We start from the raw sequence: 16,069 nt of genomic DNA on the forward strand, positions 1-16,069 counted from the left end.
CGGGTCATCCCGCTCAGCAGGGCTGCAGCAGCCAGCAGAGCCGGTAGTTCGCCTGGTAGGTCGCCCCCGTCGCCGGCGCGACCACGTTCTGCGTCCGCGCCCCGCCGTGCGCCCAGCTGGTGAAGGCGTACTTCATGTTCAGCGGGGGCAGGTTCTGCGGGCTGTTCGCGCTGATCGAGTTGGCCGACCCGGCGATCACCGTCCGCGAGAACGGCGTCCGCTGCTGTGTCCCGCCGACGGTGAGCATCGCCTGGCTGGGGCTCGAGGTGAAGTTCAGCGTCACCGTCTTCGGCTGGAGGTCGATCGTCTTGGACCCGGTGCGGCCGGTCGAGTCCGTCGCGGTGAGCGTCAGCTGCAGGTACGACGGGTACTCGTGGTCCGGCGCGACGAACGACCCCGCGGCGACGCCGGGGAAGTCCTGGACGTTGTGCGTGTGGCAGGTGCCGTTAACCGCGCAGTGCCGGATGGCCAGCCGCCAGGACAGCGCCGAGGGCGGCAGCTCGCCGTCCTGGGCGTCGACGGCGCGGCCGGAGAACGGCACCGGCTGCCCGACCGACCAGGTCAGCGTGGGGCTCGGGGTGTCGATGACCGGCACCGGGTCGAGCCCGGCCGGGGTCCCGACGGTCACCCGGACGGTCGTGGCCGCCGACGCGCCGTGGGAGTCGGTCACCCGCAGCCCGGCGTCGACTGCCGCCGCGGTGGTGTAGGTCCGGGTGGGCCGCGGGTCCGCGGAGTCGTCGTAGGCGCCGTCCGCGTCGAGGTCCCACGCGTACGACAGCGTGTCACCGGCGTCCGGGTCGGTGGAGCCGGTGCCGTCGAACTGGACGGTCAGCGGCGCCGGCCCGCTGGACGGCGTCGCGGTGGCCGCGGCGACCGGCGGCCGGTTGGTGCCGCCCGCGTAGCTCACCCGGCGCAGTTCCCCGGCGCCCAGCGCGACGTAGAAGAGGTCACCGCCGGGACCGGTGAGCACCTGCACCGGCGTGCTGACGCCGGTCACGAAGGGCACCAGCTTGGTGGGACTGGGCTGGCCGGAGACGGTTTGCATGGCCCAGATGCAGCCGCGGGAGGAGTCGGCGAAGAACAGCGCGCCGGCGTACTCGGCCGGGTAGTTGCTGCCCGACTCGAAGGCGATCCCGCTGATCGAGGAGCCGCCGGTGGGACACGGGTCGGTCGCCACCACCTTGGCGTTGTGGTTGTAGGCGTAGAACGGCGCGGTCTGGCCGCCGGCCGAGTACAGCGATTCGCAGCGGTCGAGGTTCGCGCCGTCGTAGCCGGCCTGCCGGCCGGTGCCTTCGAAGCAGGGCCAGCCGAAGTTCTCCGCGACGGCGTCGCCGGCGTTCGCGACGCGGTTGATCTCTTCCCAGGTGTTCCAGCCGACGTCACCGGCCCAGAGCTCGCCGGTCCCCGGCCGGAAGCCGAACCGGAACTGGTTGCGCGAGCCGTAGGCGATGACGCGGCGGGCGTTGGCGTCGGAACTGCCCGCGAACGGGTTGCCGGGCAGGCCGTCGCCGGTGTCGGGGTCGATGCGCAGCAGCGCGCCGTTGAGCAGCACGGGCTGCCCGGCGGCGCGGCGCGGGGACTGCGACCGCAGCGCACCGCCTTCGGCCGTCGGCGGGCTGAGGTTCGTGCCGGCGGGCGAGGGCGGGTCGGCGCAGGGGTTGCCGACCTGGCCGTAGTCGGCGAAGTTGAAGCTGGCGCCGTCGCCGCCACCCGCGTACAGGGCGCCGTCCGGGCCGAAGGCCAGCGCGCCGACCGAATGGCTGGGGTACTGCTGGCACCAGCCGGTGACCAGGGGTTTCTCGCTGACTGCCGTCCCGGCCGGGCCCATCGTGAGCTGGGAGACGCGGCCGGTCACGACGCAGCCTTGGTCGGTCGCGCCCGGCGGCGTCGGGCAGGTGTCGCCCCACTTCGGCGCGGTGCCGCCCGGGAGGGCGTCGAGGGTGTAGGAGACGTAGACGTAGGGCCGGGCGGGGAAAGCCGGGTCGACCGCGAGCCCGAGCAGGCCGCGGTCCCAGAAGTCCTGGGTCGGGGTGCGCAGGTCGGCGAACACGGTCGCCGTCGGGTCGGCCAGGTTGTCGAACACCTTGACCAGGCCGCTCTTCTCCGCGACGAACACCCGTCCGTCGGGGGCGAACGCGGCGGCGGTCGGCGAACTGAGGCCGCCGATGGCGACCGTGTCGGTGAAGCCGGCGGGCACGGCTGCGGCGGCGGGTGCCGCGACGGCGAGGGCCACCGCGAGGGGCACGACCACCCCCGCGGCCAGTGCGCGTCTTGATCTTCGCGGAACCAGGGAACGACGTGGACCCATCACGAACTCCTCCTGCGGCGGGGACCGGACTGGCGCGGACGCCGCCCGGTATGGCGCGTGGCGTCCGAAAGTTGTTACGCCAACGCAAGAAAAATGCACGAACAGCTCAATCCCGTCAGAGGGTCGATGACCGGCTGTTCGCCGGGGTGACGCCGGGGCACGAGGTCGTCGGCGAGGTGGTCGCGCGGACGTCACGGGCTTCGCGACCGGCGACCTGATTCCATTGCTAACTTTGTCCAGGTATCACCGATGTTCGCCGCGGCCGGCCCGGAGCTCGAAACCCAGCTCGGACGTCCGGCGACACCGCTGCGGGCAGGTCCTGGCCGAGGCGCTCGAGCGGCAACCGGGGGAGCGGCGGCGCGGGGCAGAGTCCACAGTGGACGGCTGTGGATACAAGGGACGTACAACGCCGGTGTACGAATTTTGGATTGCCCACTGGCGTACTTCTCCCCATGCGAACTCCGAAAGTGCTCCTGCTCGCGCTGGCCGTGGCGGCCGGCGCCCTCGCGCTGCCCGGGACGGCGAGCGCCGCCTACAGTGACCCGCTGACGACGACGACCAAGCAGAACCTGGTGTGGCACGCCACGCCGGCCGCCGCGCTGACCACGCTGGACGGCGCGCTGCCGAACGTCAGCCTCAACACCGTCGTCAACGACACCAGCTACGACATGACCGGCTGTACCGCCGCGGAGAAGGCCGCGCTGCCCATGGCGCCGGTGGCCACCAAGGCGATGTGCTGGGACGCCGACCGCGCCGGGACGACGACGTGGAGCCCGCAGGGCATCACGACCTCCGGCGACGCCGACAACGACGGCAAGTGGGGCGACGACAAGGTCATCCTGTCCGGCTGGCACGGCACCGACGCGCTCGGCCGCTACAACGACGCGCGGATCCAGGCGATCAACTACAACGACCCGGCCAAGCCGTCGTACCGGATGATGTACCTGGGCGTGCCGAACAGCACCGGCACCAGCTTCTCCGCGGCGCAGGCCCACATGGGCGGGATGGCCTGGTACGGCGACAAGATCTACGTGACGGCCGAAGGCAGCACCTCGACCGCCATCCGCGTCTTCAGCACCAAGCACATCCTGCAGATGACCGACACGACCTCGAACGCGATCGGCAAGACCTCGGGCGGGTACGCCGCCTACACCTACAAGTACGCGATGATGCAGGTCGGCTACTACACCTACGCGGGCGGCACCTGCGACATGTCGTCCGACACCGGCGTGCCGTGCTTCTCGTCGATGTCGCTGGACCGCAGCACCACCCCGGCCAGCGTCGTGACCACGGAGTACTTCTCCGACCAGAGCCTCCACGGCCGTCTCTACCGCTACCCGATGGGCACGGACTACCTGCTGTCGGCGTCGTCGGGCACGGTGGCCGCGACCGAGGCGGTCCGCAGCTCGGTGGGCAACATGCAGGGCGTGCTGTCCAACAACGGCAAGTGGTACGTGGCCCACAGTTCGGCGACGATCAACGGCCAGCTCTGGACCCAGACGACGGCGAAGAGCAACTCGGCGACCTGCGGCACCGGGACGACGGCCTGCTGGGCGGTCCACCCCGAGGCGCTGACCTACGACTGGTCGACCGGCCTGGTGTGGTCCCAGTCCGAGTGGTCGACGGCCGACTGCACGGCGAAGAACCAGACCTGCGGCCGTTCGGTCTTCGCGGTGCCGCTGTCCTCGCTGGCGGGCTGACTCCAGCTTGCGGACCAGGCCGCCCCGGGAACTTGCCGGGGCGGCCTTCCGGCGATCAGGCGCCGGGGTGCCCGCACGCGTAGACGTTCGCCGAAGCGAGCGTCACGCAGGCGGGACAGGTGTTGACCGGCCGGTCCCGGCGGCCGAAGTACGGGTGGCGGGCGCCGCACAGGGCCTGGAGCACGTCCCCGGGCCGGGGATCCGGGTGGCACCGGGGACAGTAGGCGTGGGCGGCGCGTTCGACGTCGGCGCTCATGTCACCCGGGTACCCCCGGTGGCGGCGCGCCAACCCGCCGCCACGCCCACACCGACCGGCCGCCGGTGAAGGACCAGATCGCGATGACCGGGTCGCAGATCGCGCAGCCGAACGACGAATCGTGGGCGAACGGCAGGATCGGCTGGCCCTTGAGGTGGTGGACCACGTCCCAGCCGGTGTGCAGCAGCCAGCCGATGCCGATGAACGTCCACGAGTCGAGCCCGCGGAACGCGACGTAGGTCAGCACCGCGCAGAACACCAGCTCCCACGGCCCGAGCGCGCCGCCGGAGAGGTAGGCCGCGCCGGCGCCGCCCACCAGTACGGCGTTGAACCGCTGCCGGTGCCGCTCCGGGATCAGGGAGGCGAGCAGGACGTAGCCGAGGCCGATGAGGATCGGCGCGAGGATCTCGATCACGAGGTTCGACGGTAGGAGCGGGCCGTCCGGGCGGCCAGTGGCTCGACGGCCAGGGGGCGCCGGGATCTCGCCACCGTCCCGGACGGGTGATTTAACTCAATCGATTGACTTAAATTGAGGTACGCTGCGGCCATGAGCACGACGGAATCGCCCGCCGGAGCGGGAAAGCACAGCAGGTGCCGGGGGACCCGGTCATGACCGGGTCGCTGCCCGCTGTGGCGCCCGAGCTGCGCGGCCGGGTCCGGCGGATGCCGCGCCTGCCCCTGGAGCGGGCCTGGGTGCGGCGTCTCGTGCGGACGGCGACCGCGCGGATGCGGTCGCCGTCGCTGCCGGACGTCTCCATGGAGCTGCGCCCCGGCCTGCGCGTGTACCGGCCGCGGACACCCCGGTCCGATCTCACGCTGCTGTGGATCCACGGCGGCGGCCTGGTCATCGGCGGCGCGGTCCAGGACGACCGGTTCTGCGCCGCGACGGCGGCCGAGCTCGGGATCACCGTCGTGTCGGCCGAATACCGCCTGGCGCCGGAAAACCCCTACCCGGCGGCGCTCGACGACTGCCACGCCGCCTGGACGTGGCTGCGGAGCCACGTCGCCGCGGAGCGGGTGGTCGTCGGCGGGCAGAGCGCCGGCGGCGGGCTCGCCGCGGCACTCGTGCAGCGCCTGCACGACGAGGGCGAGCGGCCGCGGGCGCAGTGGCTGTTCTGCCCGATGCTCGACGACCGCACCGCCGCCCGGCGCGGCCTCGACGATGCCGGGCACCGCGTCTGGGACAACCGCCTCAACCGCTTCGGCTGGCGCTCCTACCTCGGGACCGAACCGGGCGCGCCGGTCGTGCCGCTCTACGCGGTGCCCGCGCGCCGGGACGACGTCGCCGGGCTGCCGGACACCTGGATCGGCGTCGGGGACATCGACCTGTTCCACGACGAGGCCGCCGGATACGCCCGGCGGCTGCGGTCGGCGGGCGTCGGCACGACGCTGCACGTCGTGCCCGGCGGGCCGCACGGGTTCGAGGCCTGGGCGCCGTCGAGCGAGGTCAGCCGCCGCTACCTGGCCGCGGCCCGGGCGTGGCTGGGACAGCTCCGGTGACGGCGTCCGTAAGGTGGGGGCCGGCAGACCGTTGGGGTGACCGGGTGGGTGGATGAACGTCAAGGCGGATCGCGCGAGTGCCACGCGGGAGAGCATCCTCGTGACGGCGGAGCGGTTGTTCGCCGAGCACGGGGTGCACGCGGTGTCCAACCGGCACATCAGCGAGGCGGCCGGGCAGGGCAACAACGCGGCGGTCAACTACCACTTCGGCACCAAAGTGGACCTGGTCCGCGCGATCGCCCGCAAGCACGTCAGCCGGATCGAGCGGTTGCGCGAGGAACTCGTCGACGCCATCGACGGCGACGGCGACCTGCGCGACTGGGTGGCCTGCCTGGTCCGCCCGTCGACGAGCTACCTGCACGAGCTGGGGTCGCCGACGTGGTTCGCGCGGTTCAGCGCCCAGGTGATGACCGATCCGGCGCTGCGGGCGATCGTCGCGGAGGAGTCGCTGTCCTCGCCCGCCCTGGCCCGCGCGGTCGAGGGGCTGAACCGCTGCCTGGACGGCCTTCCGCCCGAGGTCCGCGCCGAGCGCAGCGACATGGCCCGCCAGCTGATGATCCACATGACGGCCGAGCGCGAGCGGGCGCTGGCCGAGGGCACGCCCACCCCCCGCGCGAGCTGGAACGACGCGGGCACCGGCCTGATCGACGCGGTCACGGGCCTCCTGCTCGCCCCGGTGACCCCGCCTTCCTGACCGGGCGATCTTGCGGTTCGCCCGCACGGAGGGATCAGCCCGCCCGTCCTTTTTGGACACCGAGCCCCAGCCGACAGTTCGTGAAGGCCACCTTGAGGAACTTCAAGTTCCTCAAGGTGGCCTTCACGAACTTGGGAACGGCTGGCGCTGGGTGGAGCGGGACTCAGTGGTGTGCAGCGGGCTGCGGGGCCGGGCCGCGGCGGATCAGCCAGCTGCCCGCGAAGGCGATCAGGCCGATGATCCCGGCCAGGATGAACGCCGCCCGCAGGCCGGAGGCGTCCGGGCTCGCCGCCGTGGTGTCGTGGCTGCCCAGCGTCGCCACGCTGATGAACATCGCCGTTCCCAGCGCACCGGCCACCTGCTGCAGCGTCGAGAGGATCGCACTGCCGTGCGAATACAGGTTTTCGGGCAGCACGCCGAGCGACTCGGTGAACAGCGGCGTCATCATCAGGCCCAGCCCGGCCATCATCAGCACGTGGATCCCGATCACCGCGACCAGCGGCGAATCCGGCCCCAGCGCCGCGAACAGCCACAGCGAAGCGGCCGTCGCCGCCGCGCCGGGGATGACGAGCGGGCGCCCGCCGACCTTGTCGAACAGCGCGCCGACCGGGCGGCCCAGCAGGCCCAGCACCAGCCCGCCGGGCAGCACCGCCAGCCCGCTGACGAACGTGCTCGTGTGCAGCACCGTCTGCAGGTAGAGCGGCAGCAGGATCGCCGCGGCGCCGATCAGGCAGACGAACAGCAGTGCCGTCAGCACCAGCGCGACGACGAAGCTGCGGTGGGTGAACGGCCGCAGGTCGAGCAGCGCCCGGTCCTGGCGCTGCAGCCGCAGCTGGCGCCAGGTGAACAGCGCCAGCGCGACGACCCCGGCGACGATCGGCACCCACCCCGGCACCAGCGGCTCGGCCCCGGCCTGCTCGCCGCCCGACGACAGGCCGTACAGCACGCCGCCGAACCCGATCGCGGACAGCAGCACCGACGGCAGATCCAGCGGCACCTGACGGCGTTCGCCGTCGATGCGCAGCAGCAGCCCGCCGACCACCAGCGCGGCGATCGCCAGCGGCAGCACGATCCAGAACATCCAGCGCCAGCCCAGCGACGACAGCACCGCACCGCCGATGGTCGGCCCGATCGCCGGCGCCACCGCGATGACGATCGTGATCGTGCCCATCGTCGCGCCGCGCCGAGCCGGCGGCACCAGCCGCATCACCGTCGTCATCAGCAGCGGCAGCATCACCGCCGTGCCGCACGCCTGCACCACGCGCCCGGCCATCAGCAGCCCGAACCCGGGCGCGAGCGCGCTCAGCAGCGTGCCCAGGCTGAACGCCGACAGCGAGAACAGGAACACCTGCCGCGGCGAGAACCGCTCCAGCATGAACCCGGTCGTGGGGATGACCACGGCCATCGTCAGCAGGAACCCGCTGGTCAGCCACTGCACGGTCGTCGTCGGCACCCGCAGGTCGACGGTCAGGTCGCGCAGCGCGACGCTCAGGATCGTCTCGTTGAGGATCATCACGAACGCGGAAAGCACGAGAATCCCGATGAGGAGTCCCGAGCGCGCCGGGGCGCGGTTCACGTCGGCGGGCGGGGTGGACACGGTTTCGGTCATCGGGGTGGAACTCTCCTGGTCGGCCGGGACGCCGCGGCTAACACGGGACGTCCTTCGCAGTGTGCCCCGTTCGGGCCGCTTCTGCAGGCGGAATTCGGTACGCCGGACCCCCTGCACGGCCGCTCCGGGCGTCCGATATGCTTTCCGCCAGTACGAAGTTCCGCAGCGCGCGATTAGCTCAGCGGGAGAGCGCTTCCCTGACACGGAAGAGGTCACTGGTTCAATCCCAGTATCGCGCACCACGAGTCCACCCCCGGATTTCGTGAAATTCGTACGACGGGCGATTAGCTCAGGGGGAGAGCGCTTCGTTCACACCGAAGAGGTCACTGGTTCGATCCCAGTATCGCCCACGAGATTCGCGGAAGAGCCTTGCTTGCGGAATGCGCAAGCGAGGCTCTTCTCGTTGTGTCCTGTGGGGGCCGAGCCCCCACGCCCCCGCCGGGGGCGCGCCCCCGGACCCCCGTGGGTGGCTGGGTTTCGTCGGGGCGTGCGGCTTTGATCCACATCGGACCGGGCGATCACCGCCGGCGGGTCGATCACAGCAGGCGGCGCTGGACCACGTCGGCGATGACCGTGTGGACCGTTTTCGCCAGTTCCCCGGTGTCGAGGAGAGTTCCCCGGCGGCGGCCCGCGAAGAGCAGGTGGGCCGCGCCGATCAGGGACAGTGACAGGGAATCCACCTCCGCGTCGGGGGCGATGCGGCCCTGTTCGCATTCGGCGGACAGGTAGGCCGCCAGCATCTCCCGCGCTTCCACCAGAAGCGGTACCCCGTTCCCGCGGTGCCGCAGCCGGGTGCGCAGGTCGTCGCGGAAGAAGATCAGGCTCGTCAGGGCCACGGTGACCGGGTCGAACAGTTCCGTCAGGGCGTCGACGAGGTTTTCCGCGACGGTCCGGGTTCCCGCCGCCGCGTGCAGGAGTGCGGCCTGGTCCGCCAAGCGGGTGATGCGGTCGCGGACCAGTTCGGCGAGGAAGTCGTCGAAGTCGGTGAAGTGGCGGTGCAGGACGCCCTTGGCGACATCGGCCTCCGTGGTCACCGCGCGGCTGGTCAGCGCGTCCGGGCCGGCGCGGAGGAGGACCCGCTCGGCCGCGTCGAACAGCTGCTTGCGCACGTCGCGCAGGTGCACCCCGGTCGGCATGGTGGTCATTCTCCGGTATGCCGGGTGGTTGTCCTAGTGGGCAAGTGCCCATTAAGGTGGGCGCATGCCCACTCAACCTCATGAAGCCCGTGCGATGGCGGAATCCTTCGGGAGCGACGCCGAACGCTACGACCGGGCGCGGCCGGAGTATCCGCGCGAACTGGTGGACCAGGTGGTCGCCGAAAGTCCCGGCATCGACGTCCTCGACGTCGGCTGCGGGACGGGGATCGAGGCGCGGCAGTTCCGCGCGGCGGGCTGCCGGGTGCTCGGCATCGATCCCGACGCGCGGATGGCCGCCTTCGCGCGTCGCGGCGGGATCGACGTCGAGGTGGCGACGTTCGAGGAGTGGGAGCCGGGTGGGCGGGCGTTCGACGCCGTCGTCGCCGGGCAGGCCTGGCACTGGGTGGACCCGGTCGCGGGCCCGGCCAAGGCGGCGCGGGTCCTGCGGCCCGGCGGGCTGCTCGCCGTGTTCGCGCACGTGTTCCAGCCGCCCGCCGAGGTGACGGCGGCGTTCGCGGAGGTGTGCCGCCGGGTGGTTCCCGGCTCGCCGTTCGCGGGGGAGTCCCGGCCGGCCGAGGAGATCTACGACGTGATGTTCACCGGATTCGCCGACGCGATCGCCGCGGCGGACGGCCTCGGCCACCCGGACCGCCGGCGGTTCGAGTGGGAGCGGACGTACACGCGCGACGAGTGGCTCGACTTCCTGCCCACGACCGGCGGGCTGACGCGGCTGCCGCCGGACGCGCTCGCGGAGGTGCTCTCCGACGTCGGCGCGGCGATCGACGGGCTCGGCGGGAGCTTCGTGCTGCCGTACACGACCTTGGCGGTGGTCGCGGTCCGGCCTTGAAAAAAAAGTTGTCGGTGAGACGGTGGTGGCACACGAGGGCGACCCCGACTTCGTCCGGCCACTGCTGAGGAGCACCCCATGTCTTTCCAGGCCTACCTCGACAACGCGGAGAAGCAGACGGGCATCACCCCGCGCGGCTTCCTGGAGCTGGCCGCGGGCAAGAACCTGACAAAGACGGGCGAGATCGTCGCGTGGCTGAAGGCCGAGCACGGCCTCGGCCACGGCCACGCGACGGCGATCGCCCGGCTGGTCACGAAGGGCCCCGAGTTCGTCGCGGAGAACCACACGGGCGGAGTGCTCCACCTCGACGGCCTGACTGCCCGCCCCTGACCCGCCCGCCCCGCCGAGATGCCCCGCCAATCACGCGAGATGCCCGCTCAATCACGCGAGTCGCGCCTCTGATCACATGCGGCCGGCCACCTGTGATCAGCGCCCGGCCGCCACCGCGGGTTCCGGCCGGGTCGGGGCCGGGGACCAGCGGGGCAGGAACGCCGCGACGGCCAAGGCGATCAGCGCCGCCGTGGCTCCCATGCCCAGCACCAGCCGGAAGCCGTTCTGCGACGGCAACGTCGCCGGTCCGAACGAGATCGTCAGCCGGGCGAGGATCAGGCCGGCCGTGGCGCTGGAGACCGACGTGCCGATCGAGCGCATCAGCGTGTTGAGGCTGTTGGCGGCCGCCGTTTCCGATACCGGTACCGCGCTCATGACCAGCGCCGGCATCGCACCGTAGGCGAGCCCGATTCCGGCACCGATGACGCTCGAGATCAGCACCAGGTGCCAGGTCGCGCTCATCAGGACGACGCCGAGGGCGTACCCCGCGGCGACGACCACCGCGCCGAGCATCAACGTCGTCTTCGGGCCGCGGGTGGCCGAGATCCGCGCGGACACCGGGGCCAGCGCCATCATCACCAGCCCGGACGGCGCCATCACCAGGCCGACCGCCAGCATCGACTTCCCGAGGCCGTACCCGGTCGCCGCCGGCAGCTGCAGCAGCTGCGGCAGGACCAGGGACATCGCGAACATCGCGAAGCCGAACACCGCGGAGGCGATGTTGGTCAGCAGCACCTGACGCCGCGCGGTCGTGCGCAGGTCCACCAGCGGCCGCGCCGTCCGCAGCTCCCAGCGGCCCCACAGCAGCAGGACGACGACGGCGGTCGCGAACAGGCTCAGCGTCGCCGCGCTGCCCCAGCCCCAGTCGGCGCCCTTCGAGATGGCCAGCAGCAGGCACACCAGCGCGATCGACAGCCCGGCCGCCCCGGGCACGTCGAACCGGCCGCCCGTGCGGACCGGGGACTCCGGCACCAGCGCGACGACCAGCGCCGTGACGACCACGCCGAGCCCGGCCGCGGTCCAGAAGAGCGCGTGCCAGTCGGCGTTTTCGGCCAGCAGCGCCGCCGCGGGCAGGCCCAGCGCGCCGCCGACGCCGAGTGACGCGCTCATCAGCGCCGTCGCGGAACCGAGCCGCTCGGCCGGCAGCTCGTCACGCATGATGCTGATCCCGAGCGGGATGACGCCGGCGGCGAGGCCCTGCAGCGTCCGCCCGGCGACCATCGGCACGAGGGTGTCGGACAGCGCGCCGATCGTCGAGCCCACGACCAGTGCGCCGAGGCTGACGAGCAACATCCGGCGTTTCCCGTACATGTCGCCGAGCCGGCCCATGGTCGGCGTCGCGACCGCGCCCGCGAGCAGGGTGGCGGTGATGGCCCAGGTGGCGTCGGCCGCGGAGGCGTGCAGGAGCCCCGGCAGGGCCGGGATCAGCGGGATGACCAGCGTCTGCATCAGCGATACGGTGATGCCGGCGAGGGCGAGGACCGCGACGACGAGGTTCGCGCGCGGCGAGGCCTCCCTGGCGGCTCTGGATGGATCGGGCACGAGCGGTCCTCCGAACAGGTAATTAAATCAGTCGCTTGACTTAGCGTAGCAGTCTTCGGTTGACTTCCGACGAACCGACGGCCACCGCGGAGGAACGATGACGACCACCGAGATTCCCGAGTTCCCGATGCCCCGGGCCGCGGGCTGCCCGTTCGACCCGCCGCCCGCGGCCCGCGCGCTGCAGGAAGAGACCCCGCTCGCCCGTGTCCGGCTGTGGGACGGCAGCACGCCGTGGCTGGTGACCCGCTACGGCGACCAGCGGGCACTGCTGGTCGATCCCCGGGTCAGCGCCGACATCACCCGGCCCGGGTACCCGAGCCCCGCGCCGCTGCCGAAGGGCGGCACCGGGTTCGGCTTCATCCTGATGGACAACCCGGAGCACGCGCGGCTGCGCAAGATGGTGACGGCGCCGTTCACGATCCGCCGGGTAGCCGCGATGCGCCCGGCCGTACAGCGGATCGTCGACGACCTGATCGACGAGCTGCTGGTCGGCCCGAAGCCGGTGGACCTCGTCGAGGCGTTCGCGCTGCCGGTGCCGTCACTGGTGATCTGCGAGCTGCTCGGCGTCCCGTACGCCGACCACGACTTCTTCCAGGAGAACAGCCAGGTCATCGTCCGCCGCGACGCGAAACCCGAGGAGCGGGCGGGCGGGCACCAGGCGCTGATCGGCTACCTCGACCGGCTGGTGGGGACGAAGCTCGAGAATCCGGCCGACGACCTGCTGTCCGGGCTCGCCGCCCGGGTCGCGGCGGGCGAGCTCACCCGGGTCGAAGCGGCGCAAATGGGCCTGCTGCTGCTCGTCGGCGGCCACGAGACGACGGCGAACATGATCGCGCTCGGCACCCTGGCCCTGCTGGAGCACCCGGACCAGCTGGCGCTGCTGCGCGAGAGCGACGACCCGGCGCTGGTCGCGTCGGCGGTCGAAGAACTGCTGCGGTACCTGAACATCACGCACAACGGACGCCGTCGCGTCGCGCTGGAGGACATCGAGATCGCCGGGGAGACGATCCGCGCGGGCGAGGGCCTGATCATGGCGAGCGACATCGCCAACCGCGATCCGGAGGTCTTCCCGGACGGCGACCGGCTGGACCTGACCCGCGACGCGCACCGCCACGTGGCCTTCGGCTTCGGGGTGCACCAATGCCTCGGGCAGCCGCTGGCCCGGCTGGAGCTGCAGGTCGTCTACAGCACGCTGTACCGGCGGATCCCGACCCTGGCGCCGGCCGTCGAGCTGGGGAAGATCCCGTTCAAGCACAACGGATCGGTGTACGGCGTGCACGAGCTGCCGGTCACCTGGTGAGCTTGGGGAACAAGGTCACCGTTTGCCGTGGCTGGTGGTCGTGAGTGGTAATTCGGGTTCTAACCCGAATTACCACTCACGACCAGCTGCGGCAGATCGGCAGGCCGGCGTTCAGGATTGTCCTGGCAGGTGGGCGACGGTCTCGTGCGCCCGGTCCGCGCCGGTGGCCGGTTCGGTGTGGATCACCACCGCGGTCAGCCGCGGGATCGTGTGCAGCAGGCGGTGTTCCACCTCGTGGGCCAGCGCGTGCGCGGCCTCGACGGTCAGGTCCGCCGCCACCGTCACGGCCAGTTCGGCCCGCAGGTGGTGCCCGATCCAGCGCATCCGGAGGTCCCGGGTGCCGAGCACCCCGCCGACGTCCCGGGCCGTCCGCTCGGCCAGCTCGACCGACGCCGGATCGACGGCGTCCAGCAACCGCCGGAAGACCGCCTTGGCGGCGTGGCGCAGGACGAACAGGATCGCGACGGTGATGACGAGCCCGACGATCGGATCCGCGGCGGGGAAGCCGAAGGCCACGCCCGCCGCGCCGGCGACGACGGCCAGCGACGTGAAGCCGTCGGTGCGGGCGTGCAGCCCGTCGGCGACCAGGGCGGCCGAGCCGATCTCGCGGCCGACCTTGATCCGGTAGCGGGCAACGAGTTCGTTGCCGGCAAAGCCGATCACCCCGGCCGCGGCGACCACCCACGGGTGCGCGACCGGCTGCGGCTGGAACAGCCGCACCACCGATGCGTACCCGGCGACCGCCGCCGAAGCCGCGACGACGAGCACGACCACGACGCCGGCCAGGTCTTCGGCGCGCCCGAGGCCGTAGGTGTAGCGGCGGGTCGCGGCCCGGCGGCCGAGCAGGAAGGCCACCCCGAGCGGAACGGCGGTCAGCGCGTCGGCGAAGTTGTGGACGGTGTCGCCCAGCAGCGCAACGGACCCGGTGACCAGCACGAGCACCAGCTGCGCGACGGCGGTCACCGACAGCGCGGCGAACGACCACACGAGTGCCCGCACACCGCGCCGGCTCGTTTCGAGGGCGTGGTCGACGCGGTCGGCGCTGTCGTGGCTGTGCGGCCGCCACTTCGGGTGGCGGTGCCCGTGTCCGTGTCCTGTCATGGGGGCAGTCTATCTGCGCAAGCACGCAGATACGCAAGTAGTAAGGTAGCGCCCATGCACGCGTCGCTGCCGGAGTTCGACATGCCCACCGAAGAGCAGGTCCACCTCGCGGCGGAGTCGTTCCGCCTGCTGGCCGACCCGACCCGCATCAAGGTGCTCTGGGCCCTGCTGCAGGGCGAATCCTCGGTGGCCTGCCTGGCCGAACTGGCCGGCGCCGCCCCGACGTCGGTCAGCCAGCACCTGGCCAAGCTCCGTCTGGCGGGCTTGGTGAAGGGCCGCCGGGAAGGAACCTTCGTCTACTACTCGGCGGCGGACAACCACGTCCGAGGCCTGCTGGCCCAGGCGTTGCACCACGCGGACCACGTGGACCGCGACCTCCCGTCCGGCGACCACGCACATCACCCGCGGTCGGGCTGATCAGCGCTTGAGCGCGACGGCGAGCCGGGCGGCCAGCTCCTCGGCGACGTCCTGACGTGCGCGGCGGAGTTCTTCGACCGTGTACATTTCGTTGGCTTCGACGCGGATTCGCTGCCGAGAGAAGGCGGGTATGGCTGCGGTGCTCGCGGCCTCCGATGGGATGCCGAGCGTGGTGAGACCCACCGGCTCCAACGCGATGGCCGGAGCGAAGCGGTCCGGACCGGGAAGGCCGATCAGCAGGAGCAAGTCTAGGCGGTCGGCGAGTTCCGGGGCGAGTTCTTCCCGGTCGAGGACCCAACCGCCGGCCGCGTTCGGCAAGGTGAACCAGCACGTCCGCTGGCCGCCGAAGAGCACCGCGACACCGCCCTCGCCGGACCGCCGATTCGCCGAAACAGCCCACGCGGCCTGGGCCGATGCGCTGAACGAGACTGACCGTGACGGGTAGAACAGCCGGCTCGTGCGGCCCAAGGCTGCCAGTTCGTCCCGGGCGCGTTCGAGCTGAAGCACCTCTTGGCGTGCAACGGGACCGGCCGGGATCAGGTGTAGCTCGACCAGTGGGACCTGCGGCTGGAAGCCGCGAGGCAGTATTTCCGACCGCCAAACGACCGAGAACCCGCCGGGCCTCGTGACCGGGGACGACCCGGACACCGATCGCGGCGGCAGGACCGGCCGGGGCCCGAGTGCGGGCGGGACGTCGCGCGGCTGCCGGGTGAGCACGCGCAGCAGGGACTCCGCAGCCTCCGGGGTGTTGGCCCGTACCTCGTACCAGTCCGCCGCGTTGGGCTGGAGGAAGTCGGGGATCTCGTCTTTGCCGTGGCCGGGCAGGAGGACCGGCAGGATCTTGGCCGTCCAGATCGCGCGGTCGCCCTGGAGCCGGTCGCGCAGCAGCGCCGCTTCCGACTGGCCGCCCAGGTTCAGGTGGCCGGGCCCGGTCCCGTCGCCCATCCGCCGGTAACCCTCGGACGCGATGACCAGGACGTAGTCCGACTCGGTGATGTTCCGGGTCATCCAGGCCTGCCAGTCCCGCCGCCGGTCGGTGGCCCAGCGGTCGAGCACCACGTCGATACCCTGCCGCACCAGGAAATCCGCGAAAGCCAGCACGGTCTCGCGGTGTGCTTCGCTGTCGTGGGTGTACGAGATGAAGACCTTGGGGTGATCCCCGGGCTGGTGGCTGTCGTACCGGTTCGCTTGTGCCATCGAAAGTCCTCAGCGGAAAACAGGACAAATACTGGACAGTTACCGCATTCGGTTCTTCCCCGTTTGCGATCATGAGAGGGTACTAGCCGCCGTGATCTTGCGGGGGAAAGGGCAGTCGGGTGGTGACGGAAC

At 71.7% G+C, this 16,069-nt stretch carries 15 protein-coding genes and 2 tRNA genes; 9 read left to right on the forward strand and 8 right to left on the reverse strand.

Annotated elements, in window-relative coordinates; translation table 11 throughout:
- Nucleotides 1-13: 13 nt before the first annotated feature.
- Nucleotides 14-2,308: a PQQ-dependent sugar dehydrogenase gene (locus ACLJQF_RS21095; protein ID WP_410610944.1), complete on the reverse strand. Its 2,295-nt coding sequence runs from the start codon at nucleotides 2,306-2,308 to the stop codon at nucleotides 14-16.
- 452 nt (nucleotides 2,309-2,760) lie between these two features.
- Between ACLJQF_RS21095 and ACLJQF_RS21100 the strand changes: the two genes are divergently transcribed.
- Entirely contained in the window at nucleotides 2,761-4,008 is a 1,248-nt protein-coding gene (locus tag ACLJQF_RS21100) for a hypothetical protein (RefSeq protein ID WP_410610946.1), read from the forward strand.
- A 55-nt stretch (nucleotides 4,009-4,063) separates the two neighbouring features.
- On the opposite strand, the gene ACLJQF_RS21105 is transcribed toward ACLJQF_RS21100, so the two are convergent.
- Nucleotides 4,064-4,264: a hypothetical protein gene (locus ACLJQF_RS21105; protein WP_410610948.1), complete on the reverse strand. Its 201-nt coding sequence runs from the start codon at nucleotides 4,262-4,264 to the stop codon at nucleotides 4,064-4,066.
- Nucleotide 4,265: 1 nt separating this feature from the next.
- Nucleotides 4,266-4,679, reverse strand: coding sequence for a DUF6010 family protein (locus ACLJQF_RS21110; RefSeq protein ID WP_410610949.1), 414 nt, complete (start codon nucleotides 4,677-4,679; stop codon nucleotides 4,266-4,268).
- 194 nt (nucleotides 4,680-4,873) lie between these two features.
- Here ACLJQF_RS21110 and ACLJQF_RS21115 point away from each other — a divergent pair, with 194 nt between their 5' ends.
- Nucleotides 4,874-5,764 (forward strand): alpha/beta hydrolase, encoded by an 891-nt coding sequence (locus ACLJQF_RS21115; RefSeq protein ID WP_410610951.1) that lies wholly within the window; start codon nucleotides 4,874-4,876, stop codon nucleotides 5,762-5,764.
- A gap of 52 nt (nucleotides 5,765-5,816) precedes the next feature.
- Nucleotides 5,817-6,458: a TetR/AcrR family transcriptional regulator gene (locus ACLJQF_RS21120; RefSeq protein ID WP_410610952.1), complete on the forward strand. Its 642-nt coding sequence runs from the start codon at nucleotides 5,817-5,819 to the stop codon at nucleotides 6,456-6,458.
- A gap of 163 nt (nucleotides 6,459-6,621) precedes the next feature.
- On the opposite strand, the gene ACLJQF_RS21125 is transcribed toward ACLJQF_RS21120, so the two are convergent.
- Entirely contained in the window at nucleotides 6,622-8,067 is a 1,446-nt protein-coding gene (locus tag ACLJQF_RS21125; protein ID WP_410610953.1) for a DHA2 family efflux MFS transporter permease subunit, read from the reverse strand.
- A gap of 167 nt (nucleotides 8,068-8,234) precedes the next feature.
- Between ACLJQF_RS21125 and ACLJQF_RS21130 the strand changes: the two genes are divergently transcribed.
- Both ACLJQF_RS21130 and ACLJQF_RS21135 read left to right on the forward strand, forming a co-directional pair.
- Nucleotides 8,235-8,309, forward strand: a tRNA-Val gene (locus ACLJQF_RS21130).
- Nucleotides 8,310-8,345: 36 nt separating this feature from the next.
- Nucleotides 8,346-8,417 (forward strand) — tRNA-Val (locus tag ACLJQF_RS21135).
- Nucleotides 8,418-8,603: 186 nt separating this feature from the next.
- Here the strand turns inward: ACLJQF_RS21135 and ACLJQF_RS21140 are convergent.
- Nucleotides 8,604-9,203, reverse strand: a complete 600-nt coding sequence (locus tag ACLJQF_RS21140) for a TetR/AcrR family transcriptional regulator (protein ID WP_410610954.1) — start codon at nucleotides 9,201-9,203, stop codon at nucleotides 8,604-8,606.
- Between the two features lie 94 nt (nucleotides 9,204-9,297).
- Between ACLJQF_RS21140 and ACLJQF_RS21145 the strand changes: the two genes are divergently transcribed.
- Both ACLJQF_RS21145 and ACLJQF_RS21150 read left to right on the forward strand, forming a co-directional pair.
- On the forward strand, nucleotides 9,298-10,050 hold the full coding sequence (locus ACLJQF_RS21145) for a class I SAM-dependent methyltransferase (protein ID WP_410611382.1): 753 nt from the start codon (nucleotides 9,298-9,300) through the stop codon (nucleotides 10,048-10,050).
- 78 nt (nucleotides 10,051-10,128) lie between these two features.
- Nucleotides 10,129-10,380, forward strand: coding sequence for a DUF4287 domain-containing protein (locus ACLJQF_RS21150; RefSeq protein ID WP_410610955.1), 252 nt, complete (start codon nucleotides 10,129-10,131; stop codon nucleotides 10,378-10,380).
- 96 nt (nucleotides 10,381-10,476) lie between these two features.
- Here ACLJQF_RS21150 and ACLJQF_RS21155 read toward each other — a convergent pair whose 3' ends face one another.
- Entirely contained in the window at nucleotides 10,477-11,922 is a 1,446-nt protein-coding gene (locus ACLJQF_RS21155) for an MFS transporter (protein ID WP_410610956.1), read from the reverse strand.
- 97 nt (nucleotides 11,923-12,019) lie between these two features.
- On the opposite strand from ACLJQF_RS21155, the gene ACLJQF_RS21160 reads away from it, so the two are divergent.
- Entirely contained in the window at nucleotides 12,020-13,222 is a 1,203-nt protein-coding gene (locus ACLJQF_RS21160) for a cytochrome P450 (protein WP_410610957.1), read from the forward strand.
- A 111-nt stretch (nucleotides 13,223-13,333) separates the two neighbouring features.
- On the opposite strand, the gene ACLJQF_RS21165 is transcribed toward ACLJQF_RS21160, so the two are convergent.
- A complete protein-coding gene (locus ACLJQF_RS21165; RefSeq protein ID WP_410610959.1) occupies nucleotides 13,334-14,323 on the reverse strand; it encodes a cation diffusion facilitator family transporter in 990 nt (329 codons plus the stop codon).
- A gap of 54 nt (nucleotides 14,324-14,377) precedes the next feature.
- Here ACLJQF_RS21165 and ACLJQF_RS21170 point away from each other — a divergent pair, with 54 nt between their 5' ends.
- Complete coding sequence (locus tag ACLJQF_RS21170) at nucleotides 14,378-14,740, forward strand: ArsR/SmtB family transcription factor (protein WP_410610960.1); 363 nt, start codon at nucleotides 14,378-14,380, stop codon at nucleotides 14,738-14,740.
- Here ACLJQF_RS21170 and ACLJQF_RS21175 read toward each other — a convergent pair whose 3' ends face one another.
- Nucleotides 14,741-15,937: an SEFIR domain-containing protein gene (locus ACLJQF_RS21175; protein WP_410610961.1), complete on the reverse strand. Its 1,197-nt coding sequence runs from the start codon at nucleotides 15,935-15,937 to the stop codon at nucleotides 14,741-14,743. It abuts the gene before it with no gap.
- Nucleotides 15,938-16,069 lie beyond the last annotated feature (132 nt).

This window comes from Amycolatopsis sp. lyj-109, assembly GCF_046548995.1.
Classification (GTDB): Bacteria; Actinomycetota; Actinomycetes; order Mycobacteriales; family Pseudonocardiaceae; genus Amycolatopsis.